Source organism: Pinisolibacter sp. DMC100, from assembly GCF_056313705.1.
The window spans coordinates 1-19,978 of sequence record NZ_JBQUZT010000012.1; the positions used below are offsets into that span (position 1 = coordinate 1).

At 70.9% G+C, this 19,978-nt stretch carries 23 protein-coding genes; 9 read left to right on the forward strand and 14 right to left on the reverse strand.

Features of this window, described 5'->3' with window-relative positions; genetic code table 11:
* Positions 1-1,041 (forward strand): adenylyl-sulfate kinase (gene cysC, locus ACT541_RS20035; protein WP_476139076.1); only part of this gene is annotated, 1,041 nt, incomplete at its 5' end.
* A gap of 811 nt (positions 1,042-1,852) precedes the next feature.
* Here cysC and ACT541_RS20040 read toward each other — a convergent pair.
* Positions 1,853-2,641: a DUF3108 domain-containing protein gene (locus ACT541_RS20040; RefSeq protein ID WP_476139078.1), complete on the reverse strand. Its 789-nt coding sequence runs from the start codon at positions 2,639-2,641 to the stop codon at positions 1,853-1,855.
* A 248-nt stretch (positions 2,642-2,889) separates the two neighbouring features.
* Between ACT541_RS20040 and rpmB the strand changes: the two genes are divergently transcribed.
* Together rpmB and ACT541_RS20050 are read left to right on the forward strand one after the other, a co-directional pair.
* Complete coding sequence (gene rpmB, locus ACT541_RS20045; RefSeq protein WP_476139080.1) at positions 2,890-3,186, forward strand: 50S ribosomal protein L28; 297 nt, start codon at positions 2,890-2,892, stop codon at positions 3,184-3,186.
* Positions 3,187-3,284: 98 nt separating this feature from the next.
* On the forward strand, positions 3,285-3,887 hold the full coding sequence (locus ACT541_RS20050; protein ID WP_476139173.1) for a queuosine precursor transporter: 603 nt from the start codon (positions 3,285-3,287) through the stop codon (positions 3,885-3,887).
* 90 nt (positions 3,888-3,977) lie between these two features.
* Here the strand turns inward: ACT541_RS20050 and ACT541_RS20055 are convergent, their stop codons facing one another.
* The 5 genes from ACT541_RS20055 to cobS all read right to left on the reverse strand — a co-directional run bounded on the left by ACT541_RS20055 (position 3,978) and on the right by cobS (position 9,299).
* The gene (locus ACT541_RS20055; protein ID WP_476139082.1) at positions 3,978-4,856 is read right to left on the reverse strand and encodes a DUF3108 domain-containing protein; all 879 of its coding nucleotides are present in this window, start codon (positions 4,854-4,856) and stop codon (positions 3,978-3,980) included.
* A gap of 113 nt (positions 4,857-4,969) precedes the next feature.
* Positions 4,970-6,040: an esterase-like activity of phytase family protein gene (locus ACT541_RS20060; protein ID WP_476139084.1), complete on the reverse strand. Its 1,071-nt coding sequence runs from the start codon at positions 6,038-6,040 to the stop codon at positions 4,970-4,972.
* Positions 6,037-7,917 (reverse strand): cobaltochelatase subunit CobT, encoded by a 1,881-nt coding sequence (cobT, locus tag ACT541_RS20065; RefSeq protein WP_476139085.1) that lies wholly within the window; start codon positions 7,915-7,917, stop codon positions 6,037-6,039. Before cobT ends, ACT541_RS20060 begins: the two co-directional genes overlap by 4 nt.
* A 22-nt stretch (positions 7,918-7,939) precedes the next feature.
* Entirely contained in the window at positions 7,940-8,299 is a 360-nt protein-coding gene (locus ACT541_RS20070) for a GFA family protein (protein ID WP_476139087.1), read from the reverse strand.
* A 10-nt stretch (positions 8,300-8,309) separates the two neighbouring features.
* On the reverse strand, positions 8,310-9,299 hold the full coding sequence (gene cobS, locus ACT541_RS20075; protein ID WP_476139089.1) for a cobaltochelatase subunit CobS: 990 nt from the start codon (positions 9,297-9,299) through the stop codon (positions 8,310-8,312).
* A gap of 281 nt (positions 9,300-9,580) precedes the next feature.
* On the opposite strand from cobS, the gene ACT541_RS20080 reads away from it, so the two are divergent.
* On the forward strand, positions 9,581-10,549 hold the full coding sequence (locus tag ACT541_RS20080; protein WP_476139091.1) for a bile acid:sodium symporter family protein: 969 nt from the start codon (positions 9,581-9,583) through the stop codon (positions 10,547-10,549).
* A gap of 33 nt (positions 10,550-10,582) precedes the next feature.
* Here the strand turns inward: ACT541_RS20080 and ACT541_RS20085 are convergent, their stop codons facing one another.
* A complete protein-coding gene (locus ACT541_RS20085) occupies positions 10,583-11,209 on the reverse strand; it encodes a DnaJ domain-containing protein (protein ID WP_476139093.1) in 627 nt (208 codons plus the stop codon).
* A 138-nt stretch (positions 11,210-11,347) separates the two neighbouring features.
* On the opposite strand from ACT541_RS20085, the gene ACT541_RS20090 reads away from it, so the two are divergent.
* Positions 11,348-11,608, forward strand: coding sequence for a BolA family protein (locus ACT541_RS20090; protein WP_476139095.1), 261 nt, complete (start codon positions 11,348-11,350; stop codon positions 11,606-11,608).
* Here the strand turns inward: ACT541_RS20090 and aroB are convergent, their stop codons facing one another.
* Together aroB and ACT541_RS20100 are read right to left on the reverse strand one after the other, a co-directional pair.
* Positions 11,609-12,730 carry a 3-dehydroquinate synthase gene (gene aroB / locus ACT541_RS20095; protein ID WP_476139097.1) on the reverse strand — a complete coding sequence of 374 codons (1,122 nt, stop codon included), beginning with the start codon at positions 12,728-12,730 and terminating at the stop codon, positions 11,609-11,611.
* A complete protein-coding gene (locus ACT541_RS20100; protein WP_476139099.1) occupies positions 12,727-13,329 on the reverse strand; it encodes a shikimate kinase in 603 nt (200 codons plus the stop codon). The genes aroB and ACT541_RS20100 overlap by 4 nt, the downstream gene beginning before the upstream one ends.
* Before the next feature lie 207 nt (positions 13,330-13,536).
* Here ACT541_RS20100 and ACT541_RS20105 point away from each other — a divergent pair, with 207 nt between their 5' ends.
* From ACT541_RS20105 to thiE, 4 genes are all read left to right on the forward strand, one after another.
* Complete coding sequence (locus ACT541_RS20105; RefSeq protein ID WP_476139101.1) at positions 13,537-13,683, forward strand: hypothetical protein; 147 nt, start codon at positions 13,537-13,539, stop codon at positions 13,681-13,683.
* A 15-nt stretch (positions 13,684-13,698) separates the two neighbouring features.
* Positions 13,699-14,661, forward strand: a complete 963-nt coding sequence (locus ACT541_RS20110; RefSeq protein ID WP_476139103.1) for a site-specific tyrosine recombinase XerD — start codon at positions 13,699-13,701, stop codon at positions 14,659-14,661.
* Between the two features lie 117 nt (positions 14,662-14,778).
* A complete protein-coding gene (gene thiM / locus ACT541_RS20115) occupies positions 14,779-15,636 on the forward strand; it encodes a hydroxyethylthiazole kinase (RefSeq protein WP_476139105.1) in 858 nt (285 codons plus the stop codon).
* Positions 15,637-15,671: 35 nt separating this feature from the next.
* Positions 15,672-16,292, forward strand: a complete 621-nt coding sequence (gene thiE, locus ACT541_RS20120; protein ID WP_476139175.1) for a thiamine phosphate synthase — start codon at positions 15,672-15,674, stop codon at positions 16,290-16,292.
* On the opposite strand, the gene ACT541_RS20125 is transcribed toward thiE, so the two are convergent.
* From ACT541_RS20125 to ACT541_RS20145, 5 genes are read right to left on the reverse strand one after another with little or no spacing between them, the layout of a single operon-like run.
* A complete protein-coding gene (locus ACT541_RS20125) occupies positions 16,276-16,788 on the reverse strand; it encodes a TlpA disulfide reductase family protein (protein ID WP_476139107.1) in 513 nt (170 codons plus the stop codon). The genes thiE and ACT541_RS20125 overlap by 17 nt on opposite strands.
* Positions 16,785-17,690, reverse strand: a complete 906-nt coding sequence (gene menA, locus ACT541_RS20130; RefSeq protein WP_476139109.1) for a 1,4-dihydroxy-2-naphthoate octaprenyltransferase — start codon at positions 17,688-17,690, stop codon at positions 16,785-16,787. Before menA ends, ACT541_RS20125 begins: the two co-directional genes overlap by 4 nt.
* Before the next feature lie 11 nt (positions 17,691-17,701).
* Complete coding sequence (locus tag ACT541_RS20135) at positions 17,702-18,583, reverse strand: ABC transporter permease (RefSeq protein WP_476139111.1); 882 nt, start codon at positions 18,581-18,583, stop codon at positions 17,702-17,704.
* Positions 18,584-18,598: 15 nt separating this feature from the next.
* Positions 18,599-19,081 (reverse strand): hypothetical protein, encoded by a 483-nt coding sequence (locus ACT541_RS20140; RefSeq protein ID WP_476139113.1) that lies wholly within the window; start codon positions 19,079-19,081, stop codon positions 18,599-18,601.
* Positions 19,059-19,964, reverse strand: a complete 906-nt coding sequence (locus ACT541_RS20145) for an ABC transporter ATP-binding protein (RefSeq protein ID WP_476139115.1) — start codon at positions 19,962-19,964, stop codon at positions 19,059-19,061. The genes ACT541_RS20140 and ACT541_RS20145 overlap by 23 nt, the downstream gene beginning before the upstream one ends.
* Between the last annotated feature and the right edge of the window lie 14 nt (positions 19,965-19,978).

Consider the following 19,978-nt stretch of genomic DNA (forward strand, 5'->3'; position numbering starts at 1 on the left):
ACCTACGACGGCGACCTCGACGCGGCGGAGGCGGGCGAGGCCGTCACGCTGACGCTCGACGCCGAGATCGACGTCTCTCGCGGCGACGTGCTCGCCGATCCCAAGGCGCGGCCGACGGTCGCCGACCAGTTCGCCGCCCGGCTCGTCTGGATGGCGGAGGACGCGCTGCTGCCGGGGCGGTCCTATCTCTTCAAGTGCGGCTCGAAGACGGTCGGCGGGGCGGTCTCGACGATTCGCCACAAGATCGACGTCAATTCCTTCGCCAAGCTCGCCGCCGACACGCTGGCCCTGAACGAGGTGGCGCGGGTCGAGATCGCGCTTTCCGAGCCGATCGCCTTCGATCCTTATGCGGAGAACCGCGAGACCGGCGCCTTCGTGGTGATCGACCGGCTGACCAACGCGACGGTCGCCGCCGGGATGATCGAGCACGGGCTCCGGCGCGCCGACAACGTCCATTGGCAGGCGCTCGAGGTGACGCCGGCGGCGCGCGCCGCCCAGAAGGGGCAGAAGGCGAAGATCGTCTGGTTCACCGGGCTCTCGGGTTCGGGCAAGTCGACGATCGCCAATCTGGTGGAGAAGAAGCTCGTCGGCCAGGGCCGCCACACCTTCCTGCTCGACGGCGACAACGTCCGCCACGGTCTCAACCGCGACCTCGGCTTCACCGACGCCGACCGGGTGGAGAACATCCGCCGCGTCGGCGAAGTGGCGAAGCTGATGACCGACGCCGGCCTGATCGTGCTGGTGTCGTTCATCTCGCCGTTCCGCGCCGAGCGCGACATGGTACGGGCGATGGTGGCGGCCGGCGAATTCGTCGAGGTCCACGTCGACACGCCGCTGGCGGTCTGCGAGGCCCGCGACGTCAAGGGCCTCTATGCCAAGGCCAGGGCGGGGAAGATCCCGGAGTTCACCGGCATCTCCAGCCCCTACGAGGCGCCGGAAAAGCCCGAGGTGCACGTCGACACCACCGAGGTCGAGGCGGAGGCCGCCGCCGACCGCATCGTCGCTGCGGTCTTCGGCGAGAGCGACGACTGGTCGATCTGACGGCGTCCGAGCGAGACACGAGAGGGCGCGACGGCGACGTCGCGCCCTTTTCGCATCTGCGGGCGGGATCCGGCTTCATCTTCGCGCGAAACGGAGAACGCCACGGCGACGAATCGCGAGAGTCCAGATGTTCGCGCGGCGTTCCGACGAGATCTCGTCGTTCGCGCGTGCCGACCCGCCAGATCTCGAGATCGTGCTGCGGGAGCGGAACGTCGGACCGCTTCGTTCCGTCGCCTTCGTCAACACTCGCGTCCCGAAGCGGGACGGTTCGCGTCGTGCCCTCGCCGCTGCGCGCGGGGGCGGTCGTGTGACGTGCCGCTCGCCCGGTCACCATTCGGCAAAAGCGGGAACGCAGCGGCGACGAATCGGCGAAGTCGCGATCTTCATGATCCGTTCTCTCGAGATGTCGTGGTGGTCCACGTGCCGCCCTCGAGATCTCTCCGAGCTCCGTTCCGCCGCCGCGTCGGACGCTTCGGCGGCGTTCATCTTCCCGTGCCGAGACGAGACGGTCGAAGGTGGTGGGTGGAGCGATGCACGTCGCGCGCGAGGTCTCGAGAAAGTCTCGAGAGGGGCTGCCGGTGCGAGGGGCTCGCCGTTCGTAACCTCGCGAAAGCGGGAACGGGGTGGCGACGAATCGGCGACTTCGTGATGTTCCGTGTTTGTTCCGACGACATGTCGTGTCTTTCGGGTACGAGGGTACCAGACCTCGTCGAGGACGTTGCGGAGCCGGTAACGGGATGTGCGAAATCGTTTACCCTTCCGTCTCGATCCGGGACGGGAAGGGTGCGATGTGTCCGCGGCGGGCGGGGCGTCAGCGGGCGGAGACGGACTGCAGCGTCACCCGGGCGGTGCCGAGCATGGTGCCGACCGAGGTCTCGACCGGCAGCCAGACGTTGCGCTCCGGCAGGCGGGCGAGGCGGACCTCGACGTCGCGGTTCTCGGCCATGTAGCGCACCGAGCGGTGGCCGGAACGATGGCCGGCGACCGGCTCCCAGCGCACGGCGCAGACGGCGACCGGGCCGATCATGCCGGCCGGAGCCTCGATCTCGATCGTCTTGGGGCTGAGATGCAGGTTCCAGCGGCTCCAGCCGTCGAAGACCGGCAGGACGCGGTTGCAGACGGCATCGGGCGCGGTCGAGCCGGGGATCAGGCCGGCGGAGACCGGATCGATCACGCCGACCCGGTGGGCGGCGGTGACGGGGACGATGTCCTCGCCGGTCTTGGCCGGCGGTTCGACCTCGAGCCGGCCGACGCGGCCGCCCGAGAGCGCCATCGTGACCTCGAAGGGCGTGTCGCCCTTGCGCTCGGAGAGGCGGTAGTTGCGCGGGTGGGGCCGCCCGGCGACGAGGCGACCGTCGGCACCGACCGAGCCGGAGGCGGCGGCGAAGACGCCGACGAGGCCGGTGGTGTGCCAATCGACGCCGAGGGCATACTTGCCGCCGCGGTCGTCGAAAGCGACGTCGGCGCGGGCGATCGGGATGCCGGCGAGGGTCAGCGAATAGGCGAGGCGGGCAGGGTCCCGGGCCGCCTCGGCGGCCGATGCGGCGGTGGGGGCGAGGACGGGCAGGGCCACGAGCGAGGCGGCGAGAAGGCTCTTCAACGACGTCGGTCTCCGAGGGCGTGACGGCGCTTCGCCCCTTGCGGCGAGCGGAACAGGCGAAGAGGGCGAATTCACGGCACGCGCGCGCGTGGGGAAGCGCGCGCGAGGCGTGGACGGCATGGCGGAAGCGGCCCGAAAGGCTTGACGGGCCGGCCGGTCGTCACTATAGGAGAGCGACTTTTCCGCCACCTCGTGAGACGTGGACCCCGGTCCCACACGGGAACCGGCACCAACAAGGATGTGACATCATGGCTCGTCGCTGCGAACTGACCGGCAAGGCCGTCCTCACCGGCAACAACGTCAGCCACGCCAACAACCGTACCCGTCGGCGTTTCCTCCCCAATCTGGTCAACGTGACCCTCATCTCCGAGGTTCTCGGCCAGAACGTTCGTCTGCGCATCACGGCTCACGCTCTGCGCTCGGTCGAGCATCGCGGCGGCATCGACGCGTTCCTGGCCAAGGCTACGGATCTCGAACTCTCCCCGCGTGCTCGCCTCCTGAAGCGTCAGATCGCTCAGGCGCAGGCGGCCAAGGCGGCCGCGTGAACGAGCCGGTCTCGTCGGTCTCCGTGACCGAAGGTGCCGCCCCCGGGACCCCGGCGGGCGGCATTCCGCGTTCGGCCTGGTTCACCGCCATCGCCGCGATGGTGCTGGTGGTCGTGTCGTCGAACATCGCCGTGCAGTATCCGGTGCAGCTGACGATCGGCGGGCTCGACCTCGCCGACCTGCTCACCTGGGGTGCCTTCACCTATCCGGCGGCCTTCCTCGTCACCGACCTGACCAATCGGCGCTTCGGCGTCTCGGTCGCCCGTCGGGTGATCGTGGTCGGCTTCGTGATGGCGATCGTGCTGTCGGTCGCGCTGGCGACGCCGCGCATCGCCATCGCCTCGGCGACGGCCTTCCTGATCGGCCAGCTGCTCGACGTGACGATCTTCGATCGTCTGCGCCGCATGCGCTGGTGGAAGGCGCCCTTCGTCGGCTCGCTGCTCGGCTCGGCCACCGACACCGCGGTGTTCTTCTCGCTCGCCTTCGCCGCCGTCTTCGGCGTGCTCGGCGAAGCGGACGCCTTCTCGGCCGAGACGGCGCCGCTGATGGGCTTCGCGAGCGTCGAGGCCGCCCGCTGGATCAGCTGGGCGATCGCCGACTTCTCGGTGAAGCTCGGTTTCGCGGCGCTGTTCCTGGTGCCCTACCGGCTGCTGATGAACATCCTGTGGCCGATCCCGGACCGGATGCCGGCCGCCGTCTGAGGCGCTCGCGACCATCACCGAAGACACGAAAGCCCCGGATCGCTCCGGGGCTTTTCTCGTTTCGTCAGCTTCTTCGCGGCCGCCGGCCGATCAGTTGCCGGCGGGGATCGAGGCGGTCGTCTCGGCGGCGCCATCGGCCGCGGTGCGGGTGCCGGTGACGCGGAAGGAATGGGCGTAGACCTGCAGCAGGCCGACGGGGGTGCCGACCACCACGCGGTAGGGGATCATGACGCGGGCGTCGCCGCCGGCCGGCACGAACCAGATCGAGAACTCGAGATTGCGCTCGAACTTCTCCTCGGCCGGCGACAGCGGGCGGTAGCCGGCGATCGGGCGATAGGCGACGGCGCAGACCAGCGCCTGGCCGGAGTAGCCCTCCTTGCCCTGCACTTCCATGGTCGAGCCGTAGGTCATGCGCAGGTCGTAGCGGACGCGGCCGTCGAAGACCTTGGCGGTGCGGTCGCAGTTCGACTTGGCCATCGGGTCCTGGCCCGGGGCGAGCGGCAGCACGAAGGCGGCGAGCGGATCGATCACGCCCTTCTTGTGCTCGGGCAGCAGCGGGATGCGGCGGTCCCAGCCGGGGAAGTGCAGCTCGGTGGCGGAGACCGACTTCACGTTCGGACCGGCGAAGGCGATGTCGACGTGGTTCGGCTCGGCGCCGCCCTCGATGCGCAGGGCGTAGTCCTTGGAGGTCTGCGCCTTGGGCTGGGCGCGGCCGGAGGCGGTCGCGGAGGCCGAGCGGTTGGCGACGATGGCGGCGAGGCCGCGGACCTGGGCGGAGAGGTCGGCGCGCCAGTCGCCGGTCTGGCCGACGTCGAAGGTCAGGCTGCCGGAGCCGACGGGGAAACCGCCGAGCGTCGCGGCGTAGTTCGCCTCGACCGTGCCGGCGGCGACGGGCGCCGCGGCGAGCGCGAGGAAGAGCGACGCTCCTGCGATGGTCGTCCCGGCGAGGAACGCGACCCGGGCACACATGCTGGACACCTCCGAATTCCGAACTCGGGACAAGCCGCGAAACGGCGAAAGGGCACGGCGAAGGCGCCGATGCCGCATGACCCCATTTGTGGCGGGGTAACCTTATCGAAGGGTTAACCCGGCGGCTTTTTCGCGGTCTCGTCGACGAGACGGAAGCGCAGCAGCAGGGTGCGCTCGAGCCAGAAGAAGTTGTCGTCGGAGACGAGCGTCACCAGCGTCGAACCGTCGGGCGCGGTGTCGACGGCGAGGCCTTCCATGTTGTCGATCTCGTCGCCGGTCTCCGACTGCCAGACGAGGATCGGCTTGATCGTCCGCCCGGCCGCGAGGTCGCTCGCGGCGACGCGGACGAGGCGGGCACCGAAGGCGCCGACGTAGGAGACGCGGCGCTCCAGCACCAGGAGATCGCCCCCGGGCAGGAAGGCGGCGTCGGTGACGGCATAGCCGTCGGCGGTCTCGAGGTGGAAGCGGCCGGCGCCGCGGCCGCCGACGATCCAACCGGGATTGGCGTCGGTGCCGCTCTCGGCGGTCTCGGCGATTGCGATCAGCGCACCGGAGGGCGCGTCGGCGAGGGTCTCGAGGCCTTCGTTCGGCGGCAGCCGACCGATCTCGACCGGCATGGTGACGGGCTGGCCGCGAGCGGCGAGAAGCGCCGCGGGATCAAGGCCCTCGACGCGGTAGGAGAGTACCCGGTGGCGATGCTCGAAGCCGACTCGGGCCTCGAGGCCGGTCGCGGTGCGGCGCAGCGTCAGGCTCTCGGCGTCGCGATTCTGCTTGCCGCGGAAGGGGTGGCCGTTCTCGTCGAGGAGCGGCGCGATGCGGCCGTCGGCGAGGGCGATCGGTCGGCCGGACGTGTCGGTCTCGAGCCGGGCGGAGACCCAGGTGCCCTGATCGCCGACGAAGAGGAGGCGACGGCCGCCGTCGAGCGTCCGGAGACCGGAGAGGCCGCCGAAGGCCTTGTCGCGGCTCGACAGCACCAGGCCGCCGACGAACTCGAGCCCGCCGAAGCGCCGGCGCGTCGGTTCCGACGGGTGGAGGGCGGCGATCGGCGCGGCTTCGACGACCAGCGGGCGCGGCGCCTCGAAGGCGGCCTCGACGGTGGCGCCGTGCGGCAGCACCAGCGGCACGCCGGCCACCGCCAGCGCCAGGACGCCGACGGTCGCGAGACCGATGCTGATGCGGTTCATCGACGCCCGGCGACCTTGCGCCCGCGTGGCGCGCGATCGTCGCGGGCGTTCTCGTCGAACAGGGAGGCGAGTTGGTCGGTCATGGCTCCGGCCAGTTCCTCGGCATCGACGATGGTCACGGCGCGCCGGTAGTAGCGGGTCACGTCGTGGCCGATGCCGATGGCGATCAGCTCCACCGGCGAGCGCGTCTCGATGTCGTCGATGACGCGGCGCAGGTGGCGTTCGAGGTAGTTGCCGGGGTTGACCGAGAGAGTCGAGTCGTCGACCGGCGCACCGTCGGAGATCATCATCAGAATGCGGCGGCTCTCGGGCCGGGCGATCAGTCGATCGTGGGCCCAGGCCAGCGCCTCGCCGTCGATGTTCTCCTTCAGGAGCCCCTCGCGCATCATCAGGCCGAGGTTGCGCCGCGAACGCCGCCAGGGGGCGTCCGCCGCCTTGTAGACGATGTGGCGCAGGTCGTTGAGGCGGCCGGGGGTCGCCGGCTTGCCGGCCGCGAGCCAGCTCTCGCGCGACTGGCCGCCCTTCCACGCCCGGGTGGTGAAGCCGAGGATCTCGACCTTGACGCCGCAGCGCTCGAGCGTGCGGGCGAGAATGTCGACGCAGGTCGCCGCCACCGTGATCGGCCGGCCGCGCATGGAGCCGGAATTGTCGATCAGCAGGGTGACGATCGTGTCGCGGAAGTCGGTGTCGCGCTCGCGCTTGAAGGAGAGCGGCGCCATCGGGTCGATGACGACGCGGACCAGACGGGCGGTGTCGAGCACGCCCTCCTCGAGGTCGAACATCCACGAACGGTTCTGCTGCGCCATCAGCTTGCGCTGGAGACGGTTGGCGAGCCGCGCGACGGCGCCCTGCAGCGGTGCGAGCTGCTTGTCGAGATGGGCGCGCAGGCGCTCGAGCTCGGGGATCTCGCAGAGATCCTCGGCGTGGACCACCTCGTCGAAGCGGGGGGTGTAGACCTTGTAGTCGTCGAGCGGCTTGGGCGGGATCGGGTTCTCCGGCCGGCGGGCCTCGGAGGAGGCCTCGGTCTCGGTGCCGTCGTCGTCGGTGGTCTCGTCGGTGTAGCCGTCGGCGGCCTGTTCCTCGCCCTCTTCCTGATCTTCGCCGGCGCTCTCCGACGCCGAGGCCTCGGAGCGGTCGGAGCCGTCCTGCATCTCGGGGTCGCCGGCCTGCTCGTCGTTGTCGCCCTGGGCCTCGTCGCCGCCTTCGTTCTCCTCGTCGGGCTCGGGATCGTCGCCGAGTTCCTCGGCGAGTTCGAGGGCGGAGAGGATGTCGCGGACGACATGGGCGAAGGCGCGCTGGTCCTCGATCGTGCCTTCCAGCCGGTCGAGGGCCTCCATCGCCTTCTGCTCGATCTGCGGCCGCCACAGGTCGACGGCGCGGGCGGCCGAGGGCGGCGGGGCGTCGCCGGTCAGGCGCTCGCGCACGAGGAGGGCGAGGGCATCGGCGATCGGCGCCTCGGAGACGTCGTGGGCCTCGGCGAGATGCGCCTTGGCGTATTTCGCCTCGAGCATGGCGGAGAGATTGGTGCGCACGCCCTCCATGCGGCGGGCGCCGACGGCCTCGCAGCGGGCCTGTTCGACCGCTTCCCAGACGGCGCGGGCGTCGACGCCCTCGGGCATGAAGCTGCGGTGGACGGAAGCGTCATGGACGGCGAGGCGCAGCGCCATGCTGTCGGCCTGGCCGCGCAGGATGCGCGCCTCCTCGCGGGAGAGCTTGCGGGTGGGTTCGGGCAGGCGGACGGTGTGGCCGGTCAGCACCGCACGATCGGAGCCGAAGGCGACCTCGAGATCCGGCACGCGCGAAATCGCCCTGACGCAGGCGGTGAGCGCCTGCTTGAAGGGTTCGTTCGGCGGCGGAGACTTGTCCTTGGGGGGCATCGCGCGGCTCGGCAGGGGGACGTCAGAGGGCGCGGCCATCGAAACGGCGCACCGGCAGGGCCTCGAAGTCGACGTCCTCGAGGCAGCGGACGTTTACGGCCACCATCTCCCGGCCGTCGGGGGCGGTACCCCGGCCAAAGGATTCGGTGCCGCAGTCGGTGCAGAAGAGATGATGGATCCGCTTCGAACCGAACTGATAGTCCTTCAGTCGGTCGGCGCCCGCGAGCAGGCGGAAATCCGACGTCGGTGCGAAGGCGAGCAGCGAACCGCGCTTCGTGCAGATCGAGCAGTTGCAGGAGACGACGCCTTCGATCGCCATGTCGACCTCGAAGGCGACGGCGCCGCAATGACAGCCGCCTCGATGCGTGATCCGCTCCACCATCGACGTCTCCTCAGCTCAGCACGACGTTGACGGCGCTCTCCGGCAGTTCCTTGCCGAAGCAGCGCTGATAGAACTCGGCGACCTTCGGGCGCTCGGTCTCGTCGCACTTGTTGAGGAAGGTCACGCGCAGCGCGAAGCCCAGGTCGCCGAAGATCTCGGCGTTCTCGGCCCAGGTGATGACGGTGCGCGGGCTCATCACGGTGGAGAGCTCGCCGCCGACGAAGGCGTTGCGGGTGAGGTCGGCGACGCGGACCATCTTGGAGACGATGTCGCGACCCTCGGTGCTGTCGCGGTAGTGCTTCGCCTTGGACAGGACGATGCCGACTTCCTCGTCGTGCGGCAGATAGTTCAGCGAGGTGACGATCGACCAGCGGTCCATCTGCGCCTGATTGATCTGCTGCGTGCCGTGGTAGAGGCCCGAGGTGTCGCCGAGGCCGATCGTGTTCGCGGTGGCGAAGAGACGGAAGGCGGGATGCGGCTTGATCACCCGGTTCTGGTCGAGCAGCGTCAGGCGGCCGGAGGACTCCAGCACGCGCTGGATCACGAACATCACGTCCGGGCGGCCGGCGTCGTATTCGTCGAAGACCAGCGCGACGTTGTTCTGGTAGGCCCAGGGCAGGATGCCGTCGCGGAATTCCGTCACCTGCATGCCGTCGCGCACGACGATGGCGTCCTTGCCGATCAGGTCGATGCGGGAGATGTGGCTGTCGAGGTTGACGCGGACGCAGGGCCAGTTGAGGCGGGCGGCGACCTGCTCGATGTGGGTCGACTTGCCGGTGCCGTGGAAGCCGGTGACCATCACGCGGCGGTTCTTGGCGAAGCCGGCGAGAATGGCGAGCGTCGTGTCGCGATCGAACAGATAGTCGGCGTCGAGCTCGGGAACGTATTCGTTCGCCTCGCGGTAAGCCGGTACCGTGAGGTTGCTCTCGAAGCCGAAGGTGTCGCGGACGGAGACGGTGGTGTCGGGCAGGCCGGCGGGCTTCACGGATTCGCTCATCATTCCTCCGTCCCGGGGCAAGGCTGGCCCAGAGGCGCGGGGAGCCGCGCCGGTGTCGCCGCCTCGGGAAGTCGTTGCGTTCGGGATGGCACTCTAGCCGGGCGGGCGCGGCTGTACCAGCCTCGAGGCGCGGAGCAGGTCAGGCGTTTTTCGGATGTTCGGCACGGCAGCGACGGGCAGGGTCCCGGCGACGGCGGTTCTCGAGGGGCGGACGGCATCCTATCGCAGGGCCGCGCCGCCGGCCGACCGCGGCGCGATCCCCGACCCGGACAGGACGTCGTCGCATGGAACGCATCGATCGCTTCGCCAAGCTCTTCACCCGGCTGTTCCCGCTGTGGGTGGTGCTGTGTGCCGCCTCGGCCTATCTCGCGCCGGGCACCTTCAAGGGGTTCGCGCCCGCCATTCCGTGGCTGCTCGGCCTGGTGATGCTCGGCATGGGCCTGACGATGAGCCTCGAGGACTTCGCCCTCGTGCTCAAGCGGCCGAAGGACGTGATCGCCGGCGTGGCTCTGCGCTACGCCATCATGCCGGCCGTCGCCTTCGCCGTGGCGAAGCTGCTGGCGCTGCCGCCGTCGCTCGCCGCCGGCCTGATCCTGGTCGGCGCCTGCCCGAGCGGCACGGCCTCGAACGTCATGACCTTCATCGCCGAGGGCGACACGGCGCTGTCGGTGACGGTGTCGAGCTTCAACACCATCCTGGCGCCGATCGTCACGCCCTTCGTCTTCCTGATGCTCGCCGGCACGATGATCCCGATCGACGCCGGCGCGCTGCTCTACGACATCGTCAAGGTGGTGCTGGCGCCGATCGCCCTCGGCATGGCGCTCAACATGCTGGCGGGCGACCTCCTGAAGCGGGCGACCCGCTTCGTGCCGCTGGTGTCGGTCGTGGCGATCATCCTGATCATCGCCATCGTCGTGGCGCTCTCCGCCGCCAAGCTCGCGACCGTCGCGGTGATCGCCTTCGCCGCCGTCGCCCTGCACAACGGGCTCGGCCTGGCGCTCGGCTACGGCGCCTCGCGCGGCGTCGGCATGGACCACCGCAAGGCCAAGGCGATCGCCTTCGAGATCGGCATGGAGAACTCCGGCCTCGCCGTGGCGTTGGCGATCGCCCATCTCGACCCGGTCGCCGCCGTTCCCGGCGCGATCTTCTCGGTCTGGCACAACTTCACCGGCTCGCTGCTCGCCGGCTGGTGGGGCGGTCGCGTCCGCAAGGAGGGGCAAGCCGACGAGGCGGCCGAGGCGCAGGCGGCGTGACGCCCCGATCGGCGACGGCCGCCCCGGCGGCCGTCAGCACAGGCCGGCGGCGCGCAGCAGCTTGTGGGCGTGGATGATCTCCTGAAGGCGGCCTTCCTGCGAACGGTCGCCGCCGTTGGCGTCCGGATGGTGGCGCTTCAGCAGGTCCTTGTAGCGGGCGCGGATGTCCTCGGCGCTCGCGGTCTCGTCGAGGCCCAGCGTCTCCAGCGCCTTCTTCTCCAGCGGCCTGGCGCGGCGCGCCGGCTGCTTGCGGACCTGCTGCTGGGCGCGGAAGCGGGCGAACTGGATGCGCGGATCGCCGGAGCGGCGCGTCCAGGTCCGCGGGATCTCGAAGTCCTCGGCGCGGGCGGGGCGCTCGCGTGAATCAGGGTTCGAGCCCATGTTCCAGGTCGGCCGATGGCCGGTGCGGGCCTCCTCGACATAGTCGGTGACCGCTTCTTCCGGCATGCCGGAGAAGTAGTTGTAGGACTTGTTGTAGAGGCGGACGTGGTCGAGGCAGAAGCGGTGATACTCGCCGTCGTGGCCGCGGCCCTTGGGGGCGCGATGGGTCGCGGCGCCGTCGCAGCCTTCCCATTCGCAGGGCGGCAGCGTGCGGCGCGCGACCATTTCGGGGTCGGGCTTGATCCGGATGTGCTCGAAGAGGTCGAAATCCAAGGGCATCGGGCGATATTGAGGGTTCGAGGGCGGCGCATCAAGATCGTCGCGCGAAAGCGTGATCGATCGGGCGTCTGGACCGGTTCCGATCCGACGCCCTCGTGGTTAAGATTTCCTTGACGACACCATCTTCCGGAGACCGCCTTGTCCTACCGTTCCCGCATGACCGAGAAGCTCGCCGCCGCCTTCAGCCCGACCCGGCTCGAGGTGATCGACGAATCCGAGAAGCACCATGGCCACGGCGGTTCGCACGCCGAGGGCGAGACGCATTTCCTGATCCGCATCGCCGCCCCGGCCTTCGCCGGGACGTCTCGGCTGCAGCGTCATCGCATGATCAACGAGGTGGTCAGGGACGAGCTCGCCGAGCGCGTCCATGCCCTGTCGATCGAGGCGGAACCGGCCTGATCAACGCGCCAGTTCGGTCTCCAGGAAGCCGCGGACCTCGTCCGGCACCACGTCGTCGGCGACGAAGGCCTCGCCGATGCCGCGGGTGAGGATGAAGGTCAGGCGGCCGCGCTTGACCTTCTTGTCCTGATAGATCGCCTGCATCAGCCCGTCGACCGAGCCGACGCCGCCGGGAATGTCGGCGATCCTCGTCGGCAGGCCGACGGCGGCGAGATGGGCGGCGACGCGGTTCGCGTCGTCGGGCGAGGCGAGGTTGAGGCGGGCGGAGAAGCGATGCGCCAGCACCATGCCGAGCGCCACGCCCTCGCCGTGCACCAGCCGTTCGGCGTCGTAGTCGGTCGCGACCTCGAAGGCATGGCCGAAGGTGTGGCCGAGGTTGAGCAGGGCGCGCACGCCGGTCTCCTTCTCGTCCTGACGGACGACGGCGGCCTTGGCGCGGCAGGCGGCGGCGATGGCGCCGATGCGGGCGGGGCCGCCGGCGAAGATCTCGGCGTGGTTCTGCTCGAGCCAGCCGAAGAACTTCGGATCGTCGATCAGGCCGTATTTCGCCACCTCGGCATAGCCGGCGCGCAGATGGCGCGGGTCGAGCGTGTCGAGCACGGCGGTGTCGGCGAGAACGAGGCTCGGCTGGTGGAACAGGCCGACGAGGTTCTTGCCGTGGCGGGTGTTGATGCCGGTCTTGCCGCCGACCGAGCTGTCGACCTGCGACAGCAGCGTCGTCGGGATCTGCACGAAGCGCATGCCGCGGCGAACCATGCCGGCGGCGAAGCCGACGAGGTCGCCGATCACGCCGCCGCCGAGCGCCACCAGCAGGTCGCCGCGCTCGAGCCGGGCCGACAGCACACCGTCGACGACGCTCTCCAGGATCTCGAAGCTCTTGGAGCCCTCGCCCGGCGTCACCACGATGGTGGTGAAGCCGAGATCGGCCTCGGTCAGGCTCGCGGCAAGCGTCTCGAGGTGGCGCTCGGCGACGGTCTCGTCGGTGATCACGGCGAAGCGGGCGCCCGGGAAGCGGCGCGCGAGTTCCTCGCCGGCGCGGGCGAGAAGGCCGGGACCGATCAGGATGTCGTAGGCGCGATCGACGAGATCGACCGGGACGACGGTCGGGGGAAGGGCGGTCATGGCGTGGCTCCGGCGGGGGACGCGACGTCGAGGTGGGCGGCGAGCGTGGCGAGGATCTCTTCGGTCATGACGTCCTTGGAGGTCTCGCGCGACTTCACCGTGACGTCGGCGAGCGCATAGACGGGGTAACGTTCGGCGACCAGACGGCGCAGCACGCCCTCCGGGTCGGGGTTCTGCAGCAGGGGGCGCGTCGGCTTGTGGCGGATGCGCTGGAAGAGCACGGCCGGATCGGCCTCGATCCACACCGACAGGCCGGCCTCGGCGATGGCGGCACGGGTCTCGGCGTTCATGAAGGCGCCGCCGCCGGTCGCCAGCACCTGCGGGCCGTCGCGCAGCAGGCGGGCGATCACCTTGCGCTCGCCGTCGCGGAAATGGGCCTCGCCGTGCCTGGCGAAGATCTCGGTGACGCTGAGGGCGGCCGCCTTCTCGATCTCCTGGTCGAGGTCGACGAAGGGCAGGTCGAGACGCGCGGCGACGCGACGGCCGAGCGTCGTCTTGCCCGCGCCCATCATGCCGATGAAGACGAGCGAGCGATTGCCGAGGGCTTCCTTGAGGCGATCGAGGGTCGACGCATCGACGCGCCGGATGTCGTTGGTCATGGTCTCTTCCCGCGCGGCCGGCCGGGCCGCGGCTCCCGTCCTTTGCGGCCAAGACGGGGCCGCCGTCAAGCATCGCGCGCGCGGATCGCCGGCGGGAGGCAGCCGCGACTTGCGTCGGGGGGCGGCATCGGAGAGGGTCGGGGCGGACGCGCCCGAGGCGCGCCGAGCGATTCGATGCCGGAGAAGACCGATGCCGGAGATGATGCGATGCCGACGCTGACGCGGATCCTCGTCGTGCTCGTCGTGCTCGCCGGGCTCGCGGGGGGCGCGGTCTACGCGCTCGCCACCTTCGTCGAGCCCAAGCCGCGCGAGATGGTGATCAAGGTTCCCCAGGAGCGCATCGGGACGCGCTGAACCGAGGAGCGGCCGATGGGCGCTGGTCTTCTCGTCGAGAGTTTCCTCGAGAGCATGGCGGTGGAGCGCGGCGCCGCGGCGGCGACGCTCGACGGCTACGGCCGCGATCTCGCCGACTGGGTCGGCTTCCTCGCCCGCCGCGGCCAGGGACCGGAGAAGGCGACGCCGGAAGACGTCGCCGCCCATCTCGGCGAACTCGCCGCCCGCGGTTTCGAGGCGACGACGCAGGCGCGGCACCTCTCGGCGATCCGCCAGTTTCACAAGTTCCTCTATGCCGAGGGCATCCGCCCCGACGATCCGACCGGCACGATCGACGCGCCGAAGAAGCGGCAGGCGCTGCCGCGGGTCCTGACCGAGGCGGAGGTCGATCGCCTGATCGAGACGGCGCGGGCCGACGCCGACGACGCGCGCGATCCGCCGCCGACCGCCGCCGAGCGGGTGCGCGCGACGCGGCTCCATGCGCTGGTCGAGACGGCCTATGCCACCGGCATGCGCGTCTCCGAACTGGTCTCGCTGCCGGCGAGCGCGGTGCGCGGCGAGGCGCCCTTCCTGATGATCCGCGGCAAGGGCGACAAGGAGCGTCTGGTGCCCCTGTCGGCGCGGGCGAAGGCGGCGCTCTCGGCCCATCTCGTCGCCTGCGGCGCGGCCGGGCGCGGCGGGGGAAAGTGGCTCTTCCCGTCGTGGAGCGAGAGCGGCCACGTGACGCGACAGGCCTTCGCGCGCGATCTGAAGGCGCTGGCGATGCGCATCGGCCTGCCGGCGGCGGCGGTGTCGCCGCACGTGCTGCGGCATGCCTTCGCCAGCCACATCCTGGCGCACGGGGCGGATCTGCGCGTCGTCCAGCAGTTGCTCGGCCATGCCGACATCTCGACGACGCAGATCTACACCCACGTCCTCGATGAACGCCTCCGGGCGCTGGTCGAAGACCATCACCCGCTCGCCGGGTCGGACGCGACGCCGCGCGTTCCGCGGGCTTGATCTTTCCGCCGACTGCCGCCAATCTCCGCCGCGCTCCCGGGGTGCCCATGGTCATGGGCTGAGATCGATACCCGTGGAACCTGGCCGGCGGGATGCCGGTGAAGGGAGACGAGCGCCATGTCGACCACGTCCGGAATCCCCACGTCCGCCTCGAAGCTCGAGGCGGTCTCGAACGATCACGCCGCCCGCGTCGCCGCCGATCTGCTCGGCCGGCTGCGTGGCCAGGGCCCTCTCGTCCACAACATCACCAACTACGTCTCGATGGACGTCGCCGCCAACGCGCTGCTCGCCATGGGGGCGTCGCCCGCCATGGTCCACGCGATCGAGGAGGTCGAGGAATTCGTCGCCTTCTCGAGCGCGCTGGTGATCAACATCGGCACGCTGTCGACGCCGTGGATCGACGCGATGGTCGCGACCGCGGCCAAGGCGCGCGCGCTCGGCAAGCCCTGGGTGCTCGATCCGGTCGGCGCCGGGGCGACGGGGCTGCGCAACCGCGCCGTCGAACGGCTGATGGCGGAGAAGCCGACGCTGGTGCGCGGCAATGCCTCCGAGATCATGGCCGTCGCCGGCATGGCCGGGGCGGGCAAGGGCGTCGACAGCGGCAACTCGACCGACGAGGCGCGCGACGCGGCGATTCGTCTGGCCCGCGTCAGCGGCGCCGTCGTCATCGCCACCGGCGCGATCGACTACGTCACCGACGGGCGGCGCGAAGTGGCGCTTTCCGGCGGCGACGTGCTGGCGACGCGGGTGACCGCGACCGGCTGTGCGCTGTCGGCGGCGGTCGCCGCCTTCGCCGGCGTCTCGGAAGACCCCTTCGACGCGGCGATCGCGGCCTTGGCCTTGTGGAACGCGGCGAGCGAGCGGGCGGCGAGGGTCGCCGACGGCGGCCCCGCCACCTTCCGCACCGCCTTCCTCGACACGCTGGCACGGATCACCCCGGAGGAGGTCGCAGCGGCGACCAGGGTGGCGCCGTGAGCGGGCGGGACTTCGACCGGGCCGCGCTCGCGGTGATGCTCGTGACCGACCCCGACATGGCCGGCGACCGGGCGATCGAGACGATCGTCGCGGCGGCGGTCCGGGGTGGCGTCACCTCGGTGCAGCTGCGCGAGAAGGCGATCGACACCCGCCGCTTCGTCGAGCGGGCGAGGAGCCTCTCGGCGGCATTGGCGGGGGTCGGCGTGCCGCTCTTCGTCAACGACCGCGTCGACGTGGCGCTGGCGGCGGGCATCACCCATGTCCACGTCGGCCAGTCCGACATGCGGCCGGCGGACGTGCGGCGGCTGATGGGCGACGAGGCCGTGATCGGCCTGTCGATCACCCGGACCGAGGACCTCGTCGAGGAGGATCTCGCCCATGTCGACTACATCGGCGTCGGTCCGGTCTATCCGACCGGCACCAAGGCCGATGCGGCGCCGGCGCTGGGGCTCGACGGGCTCTCGGCGATCTGGGCGGCGACGCGGCTGCCGATCGTGGCGATCGGCGGCATCGACGCGAGCCGCGCGCAAGGCGTGATCGCGGCGGGGGCCGACGGCGTCGCCGTGGTCTCGGCGATCATGACGGCAGCCGATCCGGAAGCTGCGGCACGGGCGGTCGCGGAGGCCGTGGGGCGCGGTTTCAGCCGGCTGCCCTGACGAGACCGACGAGGCGGTCGCGGAAGGCCGCCTCGCCCCAGGCCCCCGAGCCGACGATGCGGCCGATCTCGCGCGACTTCGCGTCGACCAGCAGCGTCGTCGGCAGGCCGACGATGCCGAGGCCGCGGGCGGCGTCGCGGTTGCGGTCGTGGAAGATCGCCAGATTGCGGATGCCGAGCGCGGAAGTCGTCGCGTCGATCGCCGGCCAGCCGAGGCGGTCGAGCGAGACGGCGGCGACGTCGATGCCATGTGCGGCGATGTCACGGCGGAAGGCGTCGAGTTCGGGGAATTCGACCCGGCAGGAGCCGCACCAGCTCGCCCAGAAATGCACCAGCACCGGACGGCCGACGAAGGCGCTCGCGGCGACGTCGCGGCCCTCGCGGTCCTGGACGGCGAAGGAGACGGCGCGCGGTTCGACCGCCACGAGATCGCCGGCGCGGGCCGGGCTCGCGAGCAGCGCCAGCCCGCCGGCGAGGAGGGCGCGCCGCGAGATCATGGGGCGCCTCCGCCGAGCGCCATGGCCATCAGGATCGCCAGCACCATCTGGAAACCGGCGGTGGCGCCGAGATGGGCGTTGAGGGCGCGGCCGATCGGCACGTGGGTCAGACGCCAAGCGATCAGCGATGCGGGCGCCAGTGCCAGGGCAATCAGCGCCGCACCGCGCCAGTCGGGGGCGAGGCTCGCCGCGAGAGCCACGGCGCCGATCGTCTCGGCGGCATAGAGCGCCACCGTACGGCCGGGGCCGAGCAGGATCGCCAGCGTGCGGCGGCCGTTGGCTTCGTCCTCGACGCGGTCGCGGTGGTTGTTGACCGTCAGCACCGCGGCGGCAGGCAGGCCGATCGCCACGCCGACCAGCACCGCATGGACCGTGACCATGCGGACTGCCAGCCATTCGATGCCGACGACGGCGGCGACGCCGAAACAGGCGACGACGAAGATCTCGCCGAGCGGCGTTCCCGAAATCGGCCGCGGCCCGCCGGAATAGGCCCAGGCGGCGGCGATCGAGGCGAGGCCGATCAAGAGGATCGGCAGGCCGCCGTACCAGACGGCGACGAGGCCGGAGACGGCGGCGATCAGGGTCGCGACGATCGCACCGCGGCGAACCTCCGTCGCCGACATCAGGCCGGAGCCGGTCATGCGGGTGGGACCGAGGCGGCGGGGGCCGTCGAGGCCGCGCTCGCCGTCGGTGGCGTCGTTGGCGAGATTGGTGGCGATCTGGATGGCGAGGGCGGCGATCGTCGCGGCGGCGACCGGCATCCAGGCGATCCGCCCGCCCGCCGCATGGGCCTCGGCGAGGGCGACGAGGATGGGGGCGAGCGAGATCGTCAGCGTGCGCGGGCGCACCGCGCGGATCCACAGGCCGAGGCGTCCGGAGGGGGCGAGGGTCAGATCGGACACGATCGGTTCCTTCACGGCAGATCGCCCCGGCGCAGGATCGCCCAGCCGCCGACGGCGGCGAGCGTGCCGAGGAGAAGGGGATAGGCGAAGGACCAGATCATGAAGCCGACGCGCCCGAAGATGTCGAAGACGGTGAAGGCGGTCGGACCCAGGAGGACCAACTGCGGATCGAACAACAGCATCGACCCGGTTCGGAAGACCTGCAAGGGGTTCAGCATGGCAATCGCCACGACGCCCTCCACCGCGAGGCGGCCGCGGATCAGCGCGCCGAGGAGGACGAGGTCGAGCGCCAGCACCAGCGCCAGCCACAGCAGGAAGGCGACGGTCTGGGCGGTGTCGACCGAACGGGCGAAGGCGGAGATGAGGAAGCCGATGCCGACGAAGGCGAAGATCATCGCGAGCAGCAGGCCGACGTCGAAGCCGAGTTCGAGCCAGGGCACCGCGACGCCACGCGCCACGCCGTAGAGGACGGCGACGGCGAGCGCGCCGACGACGGGGGCGGCGGCGAGCAGGCAGCGGCCGGCGAAGCGGCCGAAGTACCAGGCGCCGATGCCGACCGGCAGGCCGAGCACCCATTCGAAGACGCCGGCCTCGCGATCGCCGGCGAGCGAGCGCACCGTGGTGATCAGGATGAAGATCGGCACGATCGCCATGGTCAGCTGGATGTAGGTGACGAGCGTGCGCGACAGGCCGGTGAAGCCGAGAACGCGGCTCTCCGTCAGGCCGAAGGTCAGCAGCACGCCGACCAGCGCGAAGAAGACCACGGAGTAGATGGCGAACCAGCGGGCGCGGAAGGCCTCGGCGATCTCGAGCCGGAGCGTGGCGAAGAAGCCGGTGCGGAAGGCGTGCCGGGGCGAAGGCATCTGGCCGGGGGTGGTGTCGGGGGCGCGCATGATGTCTCCTCGGGCTCAGCCGCGATGTTCGCAGTTCGCCTTGTCGCGGATGGCCGAGACGGCTTCGGCGAAGGCGAGGCGGTGTTTCGGGCTCGTGCCGGCGGAATGGGAATAGCCCATCGGCGTCGTCGCGTCGTTGCGGTAACGCGCCTTGCGGGCATCGACGAAGCGGGCGGGATCGGCGTCGTCGCTGACCCAGAAGGGAACCTCGGCGCGGTCGACGAGACCGCTCTCGGAGGTGGCGAGCACGGCGCAGCCGAAGTCGTCGAAGATGTGGGCGCGGCCGGCCTCCGGGTCCCAGACCTCGGCCGAAAAACGCCGGTCGGCGAAGACCATGTGGCAGAACTCGCAGGTGTCGCGGCCCCAGCGGATCGGCCGCGGCGCGGCTTCCACGGGGGCGCAGCCGGCGAGCGGCGCGAGCCCGGCGATCGAGGTGCCGCCGATCAGACGCAGCACGTCGCGGCGGGCGAAGAGGTCAGCGATCGGCCGCGAGGACATCGGCGACCTCCGCGGTGTCGGTTGCGGCGCCACGGCCGGCGGTGACGTCTTCCAGCGCGAAGGCCGAGACGAGGCCGGCGTGGCGGGCGACGAAGCCGAGGAAGCGCAGGCGGTCGGGACCGGCGATGGTGCCGGTCCAGCGGGCGCCGTCGCGGGAAAGACCCCAGTCGCCGGCGGCGCGGGCGAAGCTCGGCTCGTCGCGGGCGGTCTCGATCGTGACGGCGAAGGTCGAGCCGAGGCTGCCGGCGTCGGTGACGGTGTCGTCGAGGACGATGCGGCCGCGCTCGAGTTCGACGACGCGATTGACCAGCGCGGCGATCTCGTCGATCCGGTGCGAGGAGATGATCATCGTCGCCTCCGGCCGCTCGGCGAGCAGGTCGAAGAGGCTGGCGCGGGCCGCCGGGTCGAGGTTGGCGGCCGGCTCGTCGAGGACGAGGAGCCGCGTCGGCCGGCCGAGGGCGAGGGCGATGAGGAGCTTCTGTTTCATGCCGCCGGAGAGGCGGACGAAGGGGCGGCGGGCGATCGGCGCGAGGTCGAGGCCCATGCGGGCGGCGACGCGTTCGATGTCCTCGGCGCGGGTCTCGGCGACTTCGGCCACCCAGCGCACCAGCGCGCCGACCGGCATCTCGAGGCGCGGTGCGATCTGCGGCACGAAGCCGACGTGGCGCAGCACCTCGGTGCGGTGGTCGCGCGGCGCGAGGCCGTCGATCGTCACCGTGCCCTGATGGACGTATTCGCCGAGCAGGCAGCGGAACAGCGTCGTCTTGCCGGCGCCGTTGGAGCCGATCAGCGCGATGCGTTGGCCGGCGGGGATGTCGAGATCGATCCCGTCGAGGGTCGTCTGCGATCCGAAGGCCTTGGTGACACCCTTCAGCGAGATCATGTCGTCCGTCCGTC

What these genes read in the sequence shown, in the direction of transcription:
- ACT541_RS20050 (WP_476139173.1), top strand. Translation starts at nt 3,285, where the DNA reads ATGGTGCTGGTGGTCGTGTCGTCGAACATCGCCGTGCAGTATCCGGTG.
- ACT541_RS20070 (WP_476139087.1), bottom strand. Translation starts at nt 8,299, where the DNA reads ATGGTGGAGCGGATCACGCATCGAGGCGGCTGTCATTGCGGCGCCGTC.
- ACT541_RS20135 (WP_476139111.1), bottom strand. Translation starts at nt 18,583, where the DNA reads ATGCGCGCCCCCGACACCACCCCCGGCCAGATGCCTTCGCCCCGGCAC.
- ACT541_RS20100 (WP_476139099.1), bottom strand. Translation starts at nt 13,329, where the DNA reads ATGACCAACGACATCCGGCGCGTCGATGCGTCGACCCTCGATCGCCTC.
- ACT541_RS20085 (WP_476139093.1), bottom strand. Translation starts at nt 11,209, where the DNA reads ATGCCCTTGGATTTCGACCTCTTCGAGCACATCCGGATCAAGCCCGAC.
- ACT541_RS20140 (WP_476139113.1), bottom strand. Translation starts at nt 19,081, where the DNA reads ATGTCCTCGCGGCCGATCGCTGACCTCTTCGCCCGCCGCGACGTGCTG.
- ACT541_RS20080 (WP_476139091.1), top strand. Translation starts at nt 9,581, where the DNA reads ATGGAACGCATCGATCGCTTCGCCAAGCTCTTCACCCGGCTGTTCCCG.
- cobT (WP_476139085.1), bottom strand. Translation starts at nt 7,917, where the DNA reads ATGCCCCCCAAGGACAAGTCTCCGCCGCCGAACGAACCCTTCAAGCAG.
- ACT541_RS20110 (WP_476139103.1), top strand. Translation starts at nt 13,699, where the DNA reads ATGGGCGCTGGTCTTCTCGTCGAGAGTTTCCTCGAGAGCATGGCGGTG.
- rpmB (WP_476139080.1), top strand. Translation starts at nt 2,890, where the DNA reads ATGGCTCGTCGCTGCGAACTGACCGGCAAGGCCGTCCTCACCGGCAAC.
- cobS (WP_476139089.1), bottom strand. Translation starts at nt 9,299, where the DNA reads ATGATGAGCGAATCCGTGAAGCCCGCCGGCCTGCCCGACACCACCGTC.
- ACT541_RS20145 (WP_476139115.1), bottom strand. Translation starts at nt 19,964, where the DNA reads ATGATCTCGCTGAAGGGTGTCACCAAGGCCTTCGGATCGCAGACGACC.
- thiM (WP_476139105.1), top strand. Translation starts at nt 14,779, where the DNA reads ATGTCGACCACGTCCGGAATCCCCACGTCCGCCTCGAAGCTCGAGGCG.
- ACT541_RS20125 (WP_476139107.1), bottom strand. Translation starts at nt 16,788, where the DNA reads ATGATCTCGCGGCGCGCCCTCCTCGCCGGCGGGCTGGCGCTGCTCGCG.
- ACT541_RS20105 (WP_476139101.1), top strand. Translation starts at nt 13,537, where the DNA reads ATGCCGACGCTGACGCGGATCCTCGTCGTGCTCGTCGTGCTCGCCGGG.
- aroB (WP_476139097.1), bottom strand. Translation starts at nt 12,730, where the DNA reads ATGACCGCCCTTCCCCCGACCGTCGTCCCGGTCGATCTCGTCGATCGC.
- thiE (WP_476139175.1), top strand. Translation starts at nt 15,672, where the DNA reads ATGCTCGTGACCGACCCCGACATGGCCGGCGACCGGGCGATCGAGACG.
- ACT541_RS20055 (WP_476139082.1), bottom strand. Translation starts at nt 4,856, where the DNA reads ATGTGTGCCCGGGTCGCGTTCCTCGCCGGGACGACCATCGCAGGAGCG.
- ACT541_RS20060 (WP_476139084.1), bottom strand. Translation starts at nt 6,040, where the DNA reads ATGAACCGCATCAGCATCGGTCTCGCGACCGTCGGCGTCCTGGCGCTG.